Raw genomic sequence first — 18910 nt, forward strand, 5'->3', positions numbered from 1 at the left:
CTACAGTTGGCGTACTATATTGCACGGGCTATCTGGCGTATGAGTGACGGGCCCTGGTAAATAAATGAGGTATATACCTGCACCAGTGACGCCCCCGCCTGAAGGCGATCTTTCGCAGCCTGGGGACTATCAATGCCACCCACGCCGATAATGGGTATTTCCCTGTCTAAGGCCACGGCCAGCTTGCGGGTAACGTTCAGGCTCATATCGGTAAGAACTGCCCCGCTTAATCCCCCTGCCTCTTCGGCATGAGGAAAACCCTGTACCGCTTCCCGGCTCAAGGTGGTATTAGTAGCAATGACGCCATCCATTTTCGCCGTCAGCAGTGAGCGTGCAATACTGTTTATTTCATCGTCCGTCAGATCGGGGGCTATTTTAATAAATAACGGCACGTATTTCCCGTGAGTCTGACACAAGGTTTCCTGTGCTTCCTTCAGGCCACGCAGCAACGCGTCTAGCGCTTCGCCATACTGCAAGTTGCGTAACCCCGGTGTGTTAGGCGAGGATATGTTTACGGTAACATAACTGGCGTAAGGATAGACTTTATTCAGGCATATCAGGTAGTCGTCCAACGCCTTCGCATCGTCAGTGTCCTTATTCTTACCGATATTAATACCGATAGTACCATTGAACTGGCTGTGCTTTACCTGCTCTACCAGGTAGTCGACACCTTTATTATTGAATCCCATGCGGTTGATGATGGCCTGCTTGTCGCTGATACGAAACAAGCGTGGCTTAGGGTTGCCGTCCTGGGGACGAGGCGTCACCGTGCCGACTTCAATGAAACCAAAGCCCATGGCCGCAAATGCATCAATGCATTCGCCATTTTTATCCAGCCCGGCGGCCAGGCCAACCGGATTATCGAATGTAATGCCCGCCACCGTCACAGGCTTACTGACGGTTGGGGTAGAATATAACCATTTTAGTGGCGTATGCTGAGTTTTTTTCAGCCAGTTGATCGTGAAATCATGGCTTTTCTCAGGCTCACAGTGGAGCAGGAACTTTTGTGCTAGTGATTGCATGGAATTGGAACACTTTAATGCTTAAAAAAAAGCCCTGATAAACAGGGCCTTTTTTATCTCTGAATGTGCGTATTCTAATGGTTCGACTTAACGCTTAAAAGCATCAATTCGCGCAGAGCCACAGAAAACTTCGCAAACTCATGGGTGGAGCTGGTTTTAAACTCTGACATCATGTGATACCAGCGTTTAAGCAGTACCTGATTATTCTCCATCCAGGTGTTCAGGATCTCGTCTGCGTCGGTCGCATCGGGACGAGAAAGCAACAGGTTTTGGGCTATAGAGCGCTGTTGCCAATCCAGTTCTTCACGGTACGAAGCCCGAGCCAGCGCCTGCCAGTGGTTGCTCACAGCCTGATTGGTTATTTGATCCAAGAACCAGTGCAGCTCCAGTTTCGATCCCAGCTGGAAATAAAGTTTCGCAATAACTGAGGTTTCGTGACCGTCCGCTTCATTGATCTGCGCCAGATCCAGGCTTGAGAACATATTCGAGAAGCTGGCTACCTGATACGCAATATCGTCCGGCACACCGGCTTTAACTAGCCGACTCGTGGACTCTTCAAGCTGCGCATACTCGCCTTCCACGAGGTAGTGCTCAAGATTACGAGACAGGTTATCAAACGTATCCCGGTACTTGGCCACCGCGTCTTCGATACTGAGGGCTTTATTACCATGACGAATATACCAGCGTGATGCACGACGCATTGTTCTGCGTGCGGCCTCTAGCATTTCAAGCTGCAGACGGGCCGGGATCACATTATCCAGTGCTTCAATCTGCTTCCATAAGTCGTTGATATTGAAGATACTCTTCACAATTGCGTAAGCATTAGCGATTTCTGACACAGTGGCGCCGGTTTCTTCCTGCATGCGGAAGACGAAGTTTAGGCCCATGTCGTTAACCATGTTGTTGGTTAGCTTAGTGGCAATGATTTCGCCGCGCAGCGGGTGATCCTGCATGTCGTCGCTGAACTTCTCCCGTAGCACCGGCGGGAACGCTTCAATCAGCAGCTTGCTATGGTAAGGATTCTGCGTGATTTCAGGAATGTTCAAAGAGTCTTTTAGAACCATTTTGCCATAGGCAATGAGCACGCTCAGTTCAGGGCGGGTCAGTCCACGGCCAGAGGCCACCCGATCAGAAATTTCATCATCGCTGGGGATGAATTCCAGCTCACGGTTCAGGAACCCTTCCCGCTCCAGGCCGTGTATAAACCGCAACTGTTCCTTAAGGGTTTTAACACCCGCCAGCTCAGTAATAGAGATGCTTTGCGTCTGGCGATAGCAGTCGTGCAACACGATACGTGAAACATCATCGGTCATATCGTACAGCAACTTATTGCGTTGCTTGACGGTAAGATCGCCTTTATTCACCAGGCCGTTTAGCAATATTTTGATGTTAACTTCGTTATCCGAGCAGTCAACGCCACCTACATTGTCGATAAAGTCGGTATTAACACGACCTCCAACCGAGGCATATTCAACCCGGCCAAGCTGCGTCAGACCCAGGTTCCCCCCCTCGCCGACAATTTTGGCCTGCACATCTTTACCGTTGACACGCAAATCGTCATTGGCACGGTCACCGACTTCAGAGTGACTTTCTTTAGAGCTCTTGATATACGTCCCGATGCCGCCATTCCAGATAAGATCAACAGGCATTTTCAGGATATTGTGGATAAGCTCGTTCGGTGTCATGGTGCCCTGACGGGTGCCCAGCCACTTTTTCATTTCCGGCGTCAGCTTAATCGACTTCGCGGCGCGGCTGAATATACCACCGCCTTTTGAAATCAGACTACTGTCGTAATCTTCCCAGCTCAGGCGTGGGTTTTCGAATAGCCGTTGACGTTCCTTATAGCTGGCTTCGGCATCCGGGTTAGGGTCGAAGAAGATATGCAGATGGTTAAACGCTGAAATTAACCGGGTGTGCTTCGACAGCAACATACCGTTACCGAATACATCCCCGGCCATATCGCCCACACCGACACACGTGAAGTCAGTGGTTTGACAATCGATACCAATTTCACGGAAGTGACGCTTCACCGATTCCCACGCGCCACGCGCAGTAATGCCCATCTTCTTATGGTCGTACCCAATACTGCCACCAGAGGCAAAGGCGTCACCCAGCCAGAAGTTATACTCGTCAGAAATCCCATTGGCGATATCTGAGAAAGTTGCGGTGCCTTTATCGGCTGCAACAACCAGGTACGGGTCGTCATCATCCAGGCGCACGACATCTTTAGGCGGCACAATTTCGCCGTTAACTATGTTATCGGTAATATCCAGTAAGCTGCGAATGAAGGTGCGATAACACGCCTGACCTTCCGCCTGAATAGCTTCGCGGCCTTCCCCCATGGGTAGCTGCTTACATACGAAGCCACCTTTGGCACCTACCGGCACGATGACCGTATTTTTAACTTGCTGCGCTTTAACCAGACCAAGTACCTCAGTCCGGAAGTCTTCCTGACGATCCGACCAGCGCAATCCGCCCCGGGCCACTTTGCCACCACGCAGGTGGACACCTTCAACCTTGGGTGAATAAACAAAGATTTCAAACTTCGGCAGCGGCAATGGCATATCCGGGATCAGTTCCGGCAGCATTTTAAACGACACATAGCTTTTTTCGTTACCTTCGTCGTCAGACTGGTAGAAGTTTGTACGCAATGTGGCGCTCATCATATCCAGGTAACGGCGAATGATACGATCATCGTCCAGATTAGAAACGTTATCTAACTGCGCCTTAATTTCATCTAACAGCGTATCCTGTTTTTTCTGACTACGCTTTTTAAACGGATTAAACCGCTGCTCGAAGAAGTCGACCAACAACCGGGCAATATCAGGGTAATTAGCCAGTGTATTGGCAATATAATCGCGGCTGAAAGAACTGCCTGTCTGGCGCATATACTTAGCGTACGCACGCAGTACTGTCACCTTACGACCGGTCATGCCCGCGCCGAGAATTAGGCGGTTGAAGGCATCATCTTCCAGGGCGTTGTACCATACTTTAGAAAACGCATCCTGGAACAGCACCTGCGCCTGTTCCATATCAAAATGCTGACCGCTTTTATGCAGCATAGTGAAGTCCATGATCCAGTTGCGCTCACCCTCTGCACAGGTGATTTTATACGGGCTTTCATCGACTACGCGTAACCCGAAGTTCTCCAGCATGGGCAACACATCAGACAAATGGATGGGCTCAGCGCGGTGGAATAACTTCAGTTTCACCGTCTGGCTGTCTGACTGCTCTTCCTGCGGGCGATAAAACAGCATATCCAGGGTGTGGTTGTCATTCAGCTGTTCCAGCTTACCAATATCAACCAGAGCAGCACTGGGCAAGTTGTGATCCATGTAGCTGCGTGAAAACGCGTTGGTATATTTACGCTCCAGCGACTTGCCGTTAGCTTCTCCGTGAGCCGCTGTGATCGCCGCTGCCAGACGGTCATTCCACGTCTTGGTCAGCTCAATAATGTTCTTCTCTATTTCCTTCACGTCATATTCCGCGTCATTGTCTTTTACTCGGGCGATATAATGGGTTCTTGCATACACAGACTCAGAAAAGAAAGTAGTAAACTCCACTTCTCCTTCCGCATTCAGTGATGCTTTTAGCAGCTCCTGGGTTTCTTTACGCAGGTGAGTGTTGTAGCGCTCGCGCGGTACAAATACCATGCAGGAAAAGAATCGGCCAAATGTGTCACGGCGAATAAATAACCGTGAAATGCCGCGCTCTTGCATCTGGAATATTCCCATCACAATTTGCGCCAGCTCTTCGGCGGGGGTTTGCAGGAGTTCATCCCGAGGATAAGTTTCAACAATATTAACGAACGCTTTATAGGCGTGGGTACCAGGCTCAAAGCCAGACAAGTCGGTAATACGCTGAATTTTTTCACGCAGTATGGGCAACTGGGTCGCACTCTGGTTGTAAAACGATGCAGAGTACAGCCCCAGGAAGCGATGCTCACCGACTACCTGACCACTTTTGTTAAATACCTTAACCCCAACATAGTCCATATAAGCAGGTCGGTGGACCCGCGAACGGCTGTTAGTTTTAGTCAGAATAAGCGGGTTTTCACTCAGCGCTTCGGCGCGGGCTGAAGCCGGCAGTTTTGACAGTAAACGTTCTCTGTCACTGATGGAGTTTTTCATCAGACCTAAACTGCTGTCGTTGTCAGGCACCCAGCGGTGATCGCCGCGGATGGCCTTAACATCGTAGTAACGATAGCCCATCAATGTGAAGTTATGATCTGCCAGCCAGTCGAGGAAGCGCTTGGTCTGGTCAGTTTCTGATTTGTCCGCTGGCCATTGCATATCCGTAGCCTGCCCCGCCACTTCATGCAGTTTATCGGTCATTTGCTGCCAGTCGAGAACCGCCAGTGACACTTCGTCCACTACCGAGAAGAGTTCCCGCTTCAGGCTGTCCAGTTCTTTTTTGGTAGACTGATGGTCAATTTCGATGAACAACACGGTTTGCTTCACCGCGTCTTTGTCGGTGGTACCGGGTTCAACGAAGTCTGAAATTTTATTGTTATCGTCGCGCTTAAGCCAGATCGGGCTATGCAGGAAAAGGTGCGCGGTGATCCCCATGCGATTCAGTGCCATGCGTACCGAATCCACCAAAAACGGCATATCGTTTACAATGATTTCAACGATGGTGTGGCTTGAGTGCCAGCCATGCTTGGCAATTTCCGGGTTAAATACACGAATATACGGGGTTTTGCTGTCGAATTTATCCAGCGCATTCCACAAGCTGAGAGTGGCACCGTACATATCGCTGTCATTGCGGTGCTCGAGGTCGTCACTGGAGATATTCTTATATAACAAGCGACCGAATTGCTGAACGAGAGATTTCTTATTGGCATCCACTTTTTTATCGATGAGTGAATATACATTCTCTAGCAAAACGGAGTGTCGCTGTGAGGTGACTGTCATGTATAAACCTTATAATTGTCGTAAGTGCAGAGTAACACGCGCTATTTTCGCTAATTAACGGTGCCGAATAAAGCCCTTTTTAACGGAATATTAACAGCATAGATAAGTATGCAGAAATGGCCTATAAAAAAGGGCCCAAAGGCCCTTTTTTCTGATTAGCTATGCAAAAATAATTTATTAAGCATCAGGGTCGTTGCGGTTCCACCAAAGGAAACGGGCCAGTGCCGGCAGAACGATAATGGCACCGAGCATATTAACCACAAACATAAAGGTTAACAGTATGCCCATGTCCATCTGGAATTTGAGGGACGAGAACACCCAGGTGCTCACCCCAATCGCCAGTGTAATACCGGTAAACAGCACTGCACTGCCCCGCTCTTTGAGCGCCGCCAGATAGGCCTGCTGAACGGTGGCACCTTGCTTAAGCGCCAGACTCTTGGTAGACAGAATATAGATACCATAGTCAACACCGATGCCCACGCCCAATGCGATAACCGGCAACGTAGACACGGTAAGACCTATTTGCAGGTAGGTCATTAATGCTTGTGCCAGTACCGACACAACGTACAGCGGGATAACCACCACCAGGGTAGCGCGTACCGACCGGAAGCTGATTAGGCACAGTGCAATAACGGCACCGAATACATACATCATCATCGGTGTTTGCGCCGCTTTCACCGCTTCGTTGGTAGCGGCCATAACGCCCACCGGACCAGAGGCTAAGCTGAACGTCATATCATCAGTTTCATATTGGTCACGGTACATCTTCACCGCATCCACTACACGGGAAATGGTTTCAGCTTTGTGGTCTTCCATAAACAGGATAATGGGCATGACTGAACAATTACCGTTTAACAGCCCTGAAGAGGTAGGCACCCGTGAGATAGCCTGCACCAGGGTTTGCTGATTGCGGGGTAAGACCTGCCACTTCACGTTGCCTTCGTTATACCCTGCATTCACGGTTTTCGCGACTGACGCCAGTGATACTGAGGACTGCACGCCCGGAACGTTTTCCATTTTCCACTGGAAGTCGTCCATGGCTTTCATAACACTGTGTGAGGTACACGCCTCTGGAGTGGTTTCCACGAGAATGGAAATATAATCCACGGTCACTTCATACTTGTCGGTGATCAGGAAGGTGTCCTGGTTATACCGTGACGATTCATGTAATGCGGGCGCCCCAGCATGCAAGTCGCCAATTTTCATATTTTGTGACTGCATATAGCCGAATACAAATAACACCCCGGTTACCAGCAGGATCATACTGGCAGGCCCTTTTCTGGAACAGGCTGCAACCGCGTTCCAGAACGCTTCGTGTTTACGCTCTTTGCCTTCAAACTTACTGATGTAATCATCATCCAGCTTCAGGAAGCTCATGAGTACCGGCAGTAACAGCAGGTTAGTCAGGATGATAACGGCCACACCCAGGCTGGCAGTGATAGCCAGTTCGCGAATAATGCCAATATCAATAACCAGCAGCGTCATAAAGCCAACGGTATCAGACAACAGCGCGATTCCGCCCGGGACTAACAAGCTGCGGAATGCGCCCATGGCGGCCCGTTTTGCTCCTACTCCACCGACGGCTTTTTTCTCAACCGCATTGATCATTTGCACGCCATGACTCACGCCAATCGCGAAGACCAGGAAGGGAACCAGAATAGACATGGGGTCCATGCCGAAGCCCAGCACAGTTAGCAGGCCTAACTGCCATACCACCGCAATTACCGAGCAAAGTAATGGCAGTACGGTCAGCATCAGACTACGACAGAAGAAGAACACCATAATGCCGGTAATGGCGATAGCGATAGCAAAGAACAGCACCACGTCTTTTGCGCCGTCAGCCACATCTCCGATCATTTTCGCGAAACCAATGATATGTATAGAGATATCATCGCTTTCGTATTGATCACGAAGCTGCTTTTCAAGTTCGCCGGCAAAGGCCAGTGTATCTAACGGCTCACCCGTTTGCGGGTTTAAATCGAGAAGCTGGGCGGTAACCATTGCACAGGAATAGTCACTCGACACCTGCCGGCCAACTATGTTGGCTTTTTCTACGTTGGCGGCAACCAGGTCAAGGGCGCGTGGATTTGATGAGTCGAAATCGGCCGGGATGACCGGACCGCCAGCAAAGCCCCCTTCCACAATTTCAGTGAAGCGGGTTGAGGGTGAAAACAGGGAGATAACCAGAGAACGGTCAACACCGTTTATAAAAAACAGCTGGTCGTGGACGTTCTTTAAAGTGTCGAAAAAATTCTGGTTATAAATATTACCGTTCTTGTCACACACAGACACCAATATGTTGTTCGCCCCACCGAAATCCTTCCGGTGCTCCATATAGGTTTGCATGTATTCATGATTTAGAGGGATGTTCTTCTCGAATCCTGCGTCAAGACGCATTTGAGAAGCCTGGAAACCAAGAAAAATTGTTGCCAGTGCAAACAATGCGACAACAACCTTCCGATTTGAAAATATGATCTTTTCAATTAGCTGAGTGATGCTCGACATAATACTCTTATTTTAAATACATTTTTTTAATGCCGTTCGCCGATACCGCCAGGGTAACGCCGTTAAATTGCACTGCGTTTAACAGTGCGGCTTTGTCTTCCACCTGACGGGTAGAGATTCCGGCAGCGGGTTCACACCGGGTGTTTGTTGCGTACGGGTCGTTCTCACTGACCGGCAATGGCCGCTCAGCGGAGATCAACATCCCATTATTTCCCAGCGCTACAACACGGTTGTCACTGGCAACGTAAATGGAATTCAGTGTACTCGTGGAACAGGTATTCACGTATTGCCAGTTATTATTCTGGCGCATGACGAACATGTTGCCACGTAAGCCAACCGCTAACACCGTGGAGGCGTCCAGTGGGCGGACGTCAAAAAACGACCCGGTGTAGTCAACCTCATAGCGCTCCCAATCCTGACCACGGTTGTTACTGTAGGCAAGCAACCCTGCTTCGCCTGCCAGGTAAATCACACCGTCATCGAGTGTTACCCGGTTAATGTGAGGCAAAATAGAATTGAGTTCCTGTTGATAGAAATCCGGGTCTTCTTCACGAATGTCTTCCAGATATTCCCGGTCAAGTGGGTCTAACAGGCTGGCGTGCCGTTCTGCTTGCCAGGACTCACCACCATCGGTGGTGCGATAAAACAATCCATAGGCACCAACGGCTATACCCTCCTGCGCATTAAAAAATAATACATCCAGAAACGGGCGCTGGAGCTCGGGTTCGAAATTCTGAACTTCCCAGGTCTTGCCCCTATCGGCAGAATGCAGAATAACCGCGTCGTGGCCTACCGCCCAGATATTGTCACCCTGGATGGTGGTGGCGGTCAGCGTAGACTGAGTGGGAACCGGTAACTGACGAAATGCATCGCCATCTTCAGAAAGCAAAAGGTGGCCACGTTCACCAACAATTACCACATAATCAGTCGCCGCAATGTCCAGCAAAACCGACTGCTCTACGAGAGGAGCAATAAATGCTTCTTCAGCGACCGCGCCCAGGCTTAAAGATGCAGCCAAACACGCTGCAAGGGCCTTTCTCATATGACTTTACTTCCTATAACTTTTCATGCTGTCTAAACAAAAACGGTTGGCAATGCCAACCGTTTTCTTAACTTGGGCAATTACCGCATGCCTTCGCGACGTAACGCCTGGGGCGTAAACTCCCGATCCTTTGGACGAATGGAGAAGTCGTACATCGACTCTTCGTTATCCAGACCAATAGCCAGGTAACGACGTGAGTTCAGGTCATGATACACATCAAGCGTAGACCATTGTGTAGGGACATCATAGTAGTTTATGCCGTACGCAATGCCAACCCGGTATAATTCACCACGATTATCATACATATCAGCTACCTGAATTTGCCAGCTGTCTTCGTCGATGAAGAACACCCGCTTCTGGTAAACATGACGGAAGCCATCTTTCAGCGTCGCTTCAACCACCCATACACGGTGCTTTTCCCAGCGAGTCAGGTCGGGGTTAATATGATTTGGCTTCAGGATATCTGAGTAGCTAACCTCATCAGAATGCAGTGCATAGTTATTGTATGCCACGAACATTTCCTGTTTACCTTTCAGCTCCCAGTTGTAGCGGTTCGGTGAACCGTTGAACATGTCGAAGTCATCGGTCGTACGCAGACCATCTGCGGCAGTCCCTGGCGTATCGTAAGCAATATTGGGGGCCAGACGAACACGACGCTGACCTGTGTTGTAGGTCCATGCCTTACGAGGCTCTTTAATCTGGTCAACAGTTTCATGTACCAACAGCGCAGTACCGGCCAGGCGTGCTGGTTCAGTTACTTTCTGTTTAAACATGAACAGGATGTTGTCTTCAACCAACTGCTCAGGCGTAATTCCCTCTTTGGCATACTGGATTAACAGCTGTTCATCGAAACCAATAACATTGTAGTCACCGGACGACGTTACCGCTGCCTGACCACCATTACGTTGTACCGCTTCGCCACGGTAACGCAAAATGTGGTTCCAGATTGCTTCTAAACCATTCTGCGGAATGGGGAACGGAATGCCAACTGCAGCGCCTTTTATACCGTTGCCGCCGTCCAGTAACTCAGCCCGTGTCGCATTTGCTTTCGTTGCGTCATAGATATCCTGCGGATTAGACGCGGAACGACGGGTTTTATATACCGGCATACGGAAAGTTTCAGGGTATGCTTCGAACAGTTTTTTCTGTCCTTCCGACAACATGTCGGCATATTCCTGGTAGTTCTTTGCCGTAATTTCGAACAGTACTTTATCGTCCGGATAAGGGTCCGGGTGATGATCACCCACTGAGTAACCAGCCGGCGCTGCAGTAATACCACCTGTCCACGCAGGGATACTACCGTCGGCATTGGCCGCTTTTTCGGCGCCCAGTGGTGTAAGTTCATTTCCGAGTTTTTTGGCCTCTTCGTCAGAGACTTTTGCCAACACACTTGTACCTGACAATGCCAGTGACAGGGCGGCAGCAATTATTCCTACTTTCCTAATCATATACACCACTCTATTAGATTGAATACTTGATATTGAATGAAACGAAGTCACGATCGGCAAGCGCATTGGTTGTGCCAATACCGCCCCAGAACGCACTGTAAGATGCGGTAGCAGACCATTTACTCAGATAATCGAACGTAAAGGCCACACTGGCTGATTTGGTGTCTTCGGTGAATAAAAACAGCGGATCAGGCGTGGTACCGCTCACATCATGTGCGAAGGTCGCCCGGGTACGCAAGTTGATGCCGGAATACACGTTATTGAAGTCCGCTACCGCTAATAACCGGTATCCCCATGCGTCATCAGTCGCAAACGGATTTTCCTCTGGACCATTTGAAAGACCCGTATGTAATCCCTCACGGGTATTACCGTCAGGCGTAGGCTCCAGTGAAGGTGTTCTGGATGTACCCGGTGCGTTCAGGCGAATAACATCGGGATCCGGGAAGTCGACAACATTTACGTAGCCAACTTCACCCAGCAATATAAAGTTATCGGTCCCCATGGCCGGGCCAAATACGTGGGATGCAGTGAACTGAGCCTGCCAGGTATCTGAGAACAGATAACCTTGCGCGGTTTCACCCGGGCCTGCTGCACGACCAATATTATTAAGTTGTGAAATACCCTCAAGATCCGGGCGAAGACCTGCATTGGCAAGCTGCTCCGGCATACCCATGTAAAGTAACTCTACGTCGTCAATTTGCAGTGGTTCGTCTACCCGATACGCGAACTCCCCTGCCAAGGCTGTAGTACCTACGTTGGTATTAAAGCTGAAACCGTATAGTTTGATATCTTCAGGATAATAAAACTGCGCTTCGGTGAAGGCTCTTAGGTCAGTAATGTTGTCGCGGGTAATCTGGGTTTGTGCCAGCATACCTAAATCGGCACCAATACCTGCGGCAGTAAAATCAGAAGTTTTACCTGAAATCAGTGGACGCTGGCTATGGTAATTAATGTGGTAAAAACTCAGCTCTGACTGGTTCAGCATTTCTGCAAACCAGGTTAAACGTAAACCATATTGCCCCTGGTCATCTGCATCATTGTGCGCGTCATCAGAGTAACCACGAATCGCCACTTTGGTGGGGTACGCCAGATAAGCCTGCGAAATTTGGCTGGGATCAGCGCCGGCGCGCAATGCATCGCCCAGTCCATTCAATGAAGCCAGCAGATGATCCAGGTCAATGTCCGGGTTTCCTGAGAAACCAAGCTGAATATTATTTGACTGACCACCTTCACCGGCAAAGTCGTTGGTAGCAAAATAGCTTCCCGCTACGGGTAACCAGCTGCGTTCCCACTCGTACTGGTAATAACCAGAAATACTGACCGTGTCGCTTACACCCAGAGAGGCGAAGACCATACCTACCGGAATAAATACTTCTTTCAGTTCCGCGCCAGGCGCACGAGCGCGGGTGACATCGACCGGGTTGGTGGTATTTATGCCGTGCTGAATGAACGTGCTCTCACCCCAGCTAATCACTTGCTGACCAATACGGACCGTCAGTGGCTTGTCACCCACCCACCAGTCGCCATAGAAGAAAGCGTCCAGCAACCGAATGTCCTGACACAGTAAGTCTTTGGCTTCCGGATCTGAACACAAATCATATGACTGGCCAGTTATAGGGTTCGCGTAGTCGCGTTCCTTATTCATCTGTTCGAAATCGTAGAACCAGAAACCCCGGGCAAAGAAGCCGTAATCGCCAAAGTTGACGTCAAGTTCATGGTTACCGGATATCTGAGTAGAAAACTCTTCGCCGGGATCGTGCGCAAGGTTGCCCAGATCACCGTTAGTAGAGTATCCCCCATCGGCAAGTGCCCAAACATCTGCACTAGGATAGATGACATTGGTCGCAGCATTATATCCGCTCCAGTCAAACTGGGGGTGGTTACTGTTACCAATCAGGTCGAAATCCCTGTCTTCAGTACGGATACTGGTCGCAAGGGTAATGTTAGAGTCCAGCGTGACACTTACATCACCAAAATCCCAACTGGCCGCCTGTGCTGGCAGGGTCGCTGCACCTAAGAGGGCAAGAACACCTGTCGCAATGGGCGACTTTTTGAACGCGCGAGGCCTGTTTGTCATAATTTTTATTCTCCTAAGTCAACGCGATGCGTGCGCAGACGTAAAGACCAACCATAGTGATTAACAAAATGATTACATCATTTTGAAGGAATCGCAAGAACAAATCGTACCAGTTAACATTTAAAAGAAAATGTGTCCTTTCAGAGAGTTAATTGTACTTTCTCTTTTATGAACAAAAATTGAACGGCGCCTTAACGAATCCTTTCGAAACTTCTTATTTTATTTTTAGCGTTCACGACCATGCGGAACCGGCCATTAACACCATTTGAGCCAATGAATTGGCGTAACCTTGAGGTAGGAACCTGTACTCTTACTCCGTTTTCAGCAGTCAGAACGACCGCAGGGTTCGGAGACTGGTACAGTGCCTCACACATGTGGTAAGGCACTGAGATTGAGAAAAAATAAACTTTATCAGTTGGCAGTATGTTTGTCATAAGCGAGGCTCTTACTCACTTTTTCGAACAGATCACGACTAAGCCCTTTTTCATTCAGGAGTCTCGCCAACTGTGTTTTCATTTGTTCCTGATGCGATACTGCGTATTGGTGCCATTGCGTTAACGGGGTAACGATACGCGCGGCAACCTGAGGGTTGGTTTTATCCAGCGTCAGCAAGTAGTCAGTTACAAACTTATAGCCACTGCCATCGGCAGCATGGAAACCGGTACTGTTGTAAAAAGCAAAACTGCCGATCAATGCGCGTACCCGGTTTGGGTTACTGGTACTGAACTGCGGGTGTTCTTTCAGCATGCTGATATGCGCCAGGATGTCTTCCCGAGGTTGTGTCGCGTGCAGCGCAAACCACTTGTCCAGCACCAGCGGATCGTGTTTCCAGACGCTTTCAAACTCAGCCATCAGCTGTTCAAACACATCGTTCTCCCCATACTGAGAGGCTCGCAGCGCACCCAGCGTATCGGTCATGTTGTCTGAGCTACTGAAGTGTTGCTGGACGGTGTCGATATGCGTTGTTAAACGCGCTAAGTGGGCCAATACCACGTTTCTGCAACGACGCGCGTTTACCGCTTCCTGTTCGTAAACATAGTGCTGGGTTTCACAGCGGGCATACAGCGCGGCCAGTTGTGGCTCCAGCATTTCAGCGAACGCCTGGCAAAATGCTTCCCGCGCGGCGTGTAATGAAGCCACATCGATATCGGCGCGCGTCTGACACAGGGTTTCAAAACTGGGCACAACCAGGCACTCACCGAGTAATTCTGCATTGTCCTGTTCAGCTTCAATTACCGACTTAAGCCCAGACCAGATTTCTTTACTAATACGCTCAGGGTGACCAGTTTCATACTGAGCAATGCACCAGTCGTACAGCTGCTGTAATGCGTCCCAGCGGTTAAAGTCGTCATGGGCATACTTAAAGATCGTCAGACAATCTGTAGGCGATAAGTTGTTATTCACCCTGGCAGGTGCCGAAAAACTACCAAGTAATACTGGTGTTAATTCGGCAACGTCGGCATCTACTGTGAATTCAACTTGCTCATCAGCAAGTATCAGCAAGCCATTGTTAATCAGTCCCTCGTTGTCCTGATAGTGAATACCCTGCTTATCGATAAGCTCAATAGCAACAGGCATATATAACGGCAGTTTTTCCTGTTGGTCAGCAGTAGGTTTCGTGCGTTGCGTTAAACGAAATGTATGACGCCCCTGCTCTTTCGAATACTCACTCTCTACCGACAACTCTGGCGTACCAGACTGACTGTACCACCGGGCGAACTGGGTCAGATCGAGATCGGTCGCAAATTGCATGGCAGCAATGAAATCGTCACAGGTAACTGCCTGGCCGTCATGGCGACGGAAATATTCATCCATACCTTTACGGAACGCTTCTGCTCCGAGCAACGTATGGAACATGCGGATCACCTCTGCCCCTTTGTCATACACTGTCACGGTATAGAAGTTGTTCATTTCCATCACTTCATCAGGACGTATGGGATGACTCATGGCACTGGCGTCTTCGGCAAACTGATGCTCGCGCATTACCCGGACGTGCTTAACTCGGTTGCTCAATGGCGAGGTCATGTCAGCGCTAAACTGCTGATCACGGAATACCGTTAACCCTTCTTTGAGACTCAGTTGAAACCAGTCCCGGCAGGTGACCCGGTTACCTGTCCAGTTGTGGAAGTATTCATGCGCAATGACCGACTCTACATTAAAGAAATCGTCGTCGGTGGCCGTAGCCTGATCAGCCAGCACGAACTTACTGTTAAAGATGTTCAGACCTTTATTTTCCATGGCGCCCATATTGAAGAAATCGACGGCCACAATCATGTAAATATCCAGGTCATATTCCAGACCAAAAGTCTCTTCATCCCATTTCATTGCCCGCTTCAGTGAGTCCAGTGCGAACTGACCCCGGTCCCGCTTTCCTTTATCAACGTAAAGCTCAAGTGCAACCTGTTTGCCACTCATGGTGGTGTAAGAGTCGGTAAGTAAATCAAAGTCGCCGGCGACCACCGCAAACAGGTAGCTGGGTTTTGGATACGGGTCGTGCCAGGTAACCCAGTGGGTACCGTCTGCATTTTCACCCCGCTCAACCAGATTACCGTTGGCCAGCATAGTCGGTAACGTGGCCTTATCGCCATGTAAGGTTACCCGGTATACCGCCAGCACGTCCGGACGATCCAGAAAGTAAGTAATACGACGGAAGCCTTCGGCTTCACACTGGGTACAAAACACCCCGGCAGAACGGTAAAGGCCTTCCAGCGCCTTGTTATTGTCCGGGTCGATTTCTGTTTCGATTTCCAGCGAAAACTGGTCAGGCACATCACGCAACGTAAGCGTAGTGTCGGAGACTTCAGGCGATGAGACCGTAGCGCCATCTATAGCGACCGACGTTAAAGAAAGTTTCTCACCATCAAGTACCAAGGGTGCGTCTGCCGCACCTTCTCTCTTAACCTGAAGCTGACTGACCACGCGGGTCTTGGTGGGATGTAAATATATATTCAGCGTTACCGTTGAAATGCTGAATGCGGGCGGTTGATAATCCGCCCGACGTTTAACCTGTACAGACATAGTTGCTCCTTGTTAGAGAATACTACGCGTTACCCTCATTCTCACGCTCGGTGAAGGGCGGGTCCAATTTAAGAATTTTGACGCCCAGATACGCGTATATCACCGCCAGAATAGGGTTAATTACGTTGAAGAACGCGTAGAAGATGTATTCGAAAGGGTGCACCATTAATACGCCGTGCATATAGGCACCACAAGTATTCCATGGGATCAATGGCGAAGTCAGGGTCCCGCCGTCTTCCAAACTGCGTGACAAATTCAACTGGTGAAGGCCACGCTTGGAAAATTCTTCTTTGTACATGCGGCCCGGCATAACGATAGCCATGTACTGGTCGGCAGTAACCAGGTTGGTGCCAATACAGGTAAGGATAGTCCGGCTTATCATGTCACCGGCAGATTTCGCGCCTTTCAGAATTGCACTGACCACACGCTTAAGCAGGCCGACTTTTTCCAGTACCGCGCCAAACGACATTGCACAGATAATCAGCCAGATGGTATTAAGCATGGAAGACATCCCGCCGCGGCTGAGCAAATCATTGAGATTGTCGTCGGATGTTGCAAAATTGACACCGTCAAATAATGCAGTCCAAACTACTTTGATGCTGGCGACCGCTGCCGAATCATCGGTATTACTCATGCTGGTAATCACCTCGGGCTGAAATAAAATTGCCCAGATCCCACCGAGAATTGCACCAATCGATACCGCCGGAAAGGCAGGCATTTTTTTAATGGCCAGTGTTAACAACACCAGTAAAGGAATAAGTAAATGCCAGCCCAGGCTGAAGGAGTTATCCAGCAGTGATTGCATCTGTTCTATACGCGCCGCGGTGGCCGAACCGGACTCGCTAAAGCCCAGCACCATAAACAGGATCAGGGCAATAATGAAGCTGGGGACAGTCGTCCACATCATGTAACGAATATGTTCAAACAGATCTGTTCCAGCCACTGCCGGCGCCAGGTTGGTCGTTTCTGATAAAGGCGAAATCTTATCACCAAAATACGAGCCCGAAACAACGGCGCCAGCGGTGATCGCCGCTGACATGTCCATGCCCGACGCCACGCCCATTAACGCCACACCGACAGTAGCCGCGGTAGTCCATGAGCTACCAATGCTCATCGCCACCACCGCGCAGATGAGGCAAGTGGCCGAATAAAACAGTGACGGGTTGAGCAGCTCCAAACCATAATAAATCAGTGTCGGGACCGTGCCTGCCAGCATCCAGGTACCAATCAACGAGCCTACTGCCAGCAAAATCAGACATGCACCCAGCGCCATGGATATGCCACTGATAATGCCCTTTTCAATGGACTTCCAGCTGTGGCCGTTTTTCATGCCAATGATGGCGGCCAGTCCCATACCCAATAGTAAGGCAATCTGGTTGGGCCCGTACGAAGAGCCGTCACCGAACAAATATACCGATCCACTCATCATCACGATAAGTGCAAAAATGGGGATCAGAGCGTCACTCAATGTAGGAGATTTTATAGAATTACTCATTGTTATAATTATTTTCCTATTACGCGCTGGCGTTACACAACGGAGCGATAAAACATGATGAAAATAATGACCGGACAAACAAAGCGGACATACCAAGGCCAGATTTTCCAGAACCAACCACTTTCAATATCCTCATTGCCCTGCCGCAGTTCCTGCAAAATTGCATCGCGGCGCCATACCCAGCCAGCAAATATACACAGTGCCAATCCAAGCAGAGGCTGACTGTATTGAGTTGTAAGCGCAATGACAAGTCCGAACAGCTGTTCGAAATTAAAGATGATGACCGAACTGGCAACAAAGATGACCGTAGTAACCGTCCAAACGGCGCGCTTACGCGCCAACCCTTTACTTTCCACAAGGTAAGCAACGGGTACTTCAAGCATGGAAATAGATGAAGTTACCGCCGCGATAACCATTAACGCGAAGAAGGCGAATGCCACTAACAGTCCGACTGTCCCGATAGTATCGAATAACGCCGGCAATACTTTAAAGATAAGTGTATCACCCTGAATAAGTGCGCCGTCAGCGGTGAAAATTTCTACCCCGTTATTCAGTGCCACATACATGGACGGAATAATCAGCATACCGGCAATGACCGCGACACCAATATCCACCAGGGCTACGGATGCGCCCAGAGTGGGCAGGTTTTCGTTTTTACTGACATAGGAGCCATACACCAGCATGGTGCCCACACCCAGTGACATTGAAAAGAATGCCTGGCCCATTGCGCTAATCAACAGGTCCGGATTCATTATTTGTGAAAAGTCAGGTACCAGATAAGCACTCCAGCCTTCAACCGCACCGGGCTGAAAACTGACATAAACAATCAGCGCAACAATAATAACTACCAGTGTAGGCATCAGTCGAACAGACCATTTTTCAATGCCCGACTTCACACCACCGATGACAATAAGGGAGGTCAGTACCAGGAACACTGCACAGAACAGCACATCCCGCAACACAGAGCTTTCTAACAGCCAGTCGGACGCTGCTTCCATGCCTACCACGTTTACCGCAGAGTCGGCAAAGTACACCAACATCCAACCGCCGACTATGGCATAGAAGGACAGGATCAGCGCGACGGTTACCCCGCCCCACACACCGGTGGCCCGGCCCATCCAGCTATTCGAAATCTTACCCAGCGCATCGACCATGTTCGAGCGGGTCGACCGCCCGATAATCAGCTCCGCCATTAATACCGGGTAAGCCAGTACAAATGCCAGCAACAAATAGACAAGCACAAAGGCAGCCCCCCCGTTGCTCGCCACTTTGGTAGGGAAGCCCCAAATGTTACCCAGTCCTACTGCAGAACCTGCCGCAGCCAGTACAAACCCAATCCGAGAGGAAAACTCGCCTCTGATAGCCATGACTAACGCCCTTTTATTATTGT

10 protein-coding genes are annotated in these 18910 nt (G+C 49.7%); all 10 read right to left on the minus strand.

The window, feature by feature from the left end:
* Window positions 1-14: 14 nt before the first annotated feature.
* Complete coding sequence (gene pyrD / locus OCL06_RS06095) at window positions 15-1022, minus strand: quinone-dependent dihydroorotate dehydrogenase (RefSeq protein ID WP_262992847.1); 1008 nt, start codon at window positions 1020-1022, stop codon at window positions 15-17.
* A gap of 74 nt (window positions 1023-1096) precedes the next feature.
* Window positions 1097-5935 carry an NAD-glutamate dehydrogenase gene (locus tag OCL06_RS06100; RefSeq protein ID WP_262992848.1) on the minus strand — a complete coding sequence of 1613 codons (4839 nt, stop codon included), beginning with the start codon at window positions 5933-5935 and terminating at the stop codon, window positions 1097-1099.
* Window positions 5936-6112: 177 nt separating this feature from the next.
* Window positions 6113-8440: an efflux RND transporter permease subunit gene (locus OCL06_RS06105; RefSeq protein ID WP_262992849.1), complete on the minus strand. Its 2328-nt coding sequence runs from the start codon at window positions 8438-8440 to the stop codon at window positions 6113-6115.
* Window positions 8441-8447: 7 nt separating this feature from the next.
* Complete coding sequence (locus OCL06_RS06110; protein ID WP_262992850.1) at window positions 8448-9482, minus strand: WD40/YVTN/BNR-like repeat-containing protein; 1035 nt, start codon at window positions 9480-9482, stop codon at window positions 8448-8450.
* A gap of 80 nt (window positions 9483-9562) precedes the next feature.
* Window positions 9563-10930, minus strand: coding sequence for a DUF1329 domain-containing protein (locus tag OCL06_RS06115; protein WP_262992851.1), 1368 nt, complete (start codon window positions 10928-10930; stop codon window positions 9563-9565).
* Between the two features lie 13 nt (window positions 10931-10943).
* Window positions 10944-13007: a DUF1302 domain-containing protein gene (locus OCL06_RS06120; protein ID WP_262992852.1), complete on the minus strand. Its 2064-nt coding sequence runs from the start codon at window positions 13005-13007 to the stop codon at window positions 10944-10946.
* Window positions 13008-13198: 191 nt separating this feature from the next.
* On the minus strand, window positions 13199-13441 hold the full coding sequence (locus tag OCL06_RS06125) for a DUF2835 family protein (protein WP_262992853.1): 243 nt from the start codon (window positions 13439-13441) through the stop codon (window positions 13199-13201).
* Window positions 13419-16025 carry an aminopeptidase N gene (gene pepN, locus OCL06_RS06130; protein ID WP_262992854.1) on the minus strand — a complete coding sequence of 869 codons (2607 nt, stop codon included), beginning with the start codon at window positions 16023-16025 and terminating at the stop codon, window positions 13419-13421. Before pepN ends, OCL06_RS06125 begins: the two co-directional genes overlap by 23 nt.
* A gap of 22 nt (window positions 16026-16047) precedes the next feature.
* Complete coding sequence (nhaC, locus tag OCL06_RS06135; RefSeq protein WP_262992855.1) at window positions 16048-17520, minus strand: Na+/H+ antiporter NhaC; 1473 nt, start codon at window positions 17518-17520, stop codon at window positions 16048-16050.
* 32 nt (window positions 17521-17552) lie between these two features.
* Entirely contained in the window at window positions 17553-18887 is a 1335-nt protein-coding gene (locus OCL06_RS06140; protein ID WP_262992856.1) for a sodium-dependent transporter, read from the minus strand.
* Between the last annotated feature and the right edge of the window lie 23 nt (window positions 18888-18910).

Origin of the sequence: Alteromonas salexigens (assembly GCF_025628895.1) — a bacterium.
Lineage (GTDB): Bacteria > Pseudomonadota > Gammaproteobacteria > Enterobacterales > Alteromonadaceae > Alteromonas > Alteromonas salexigens.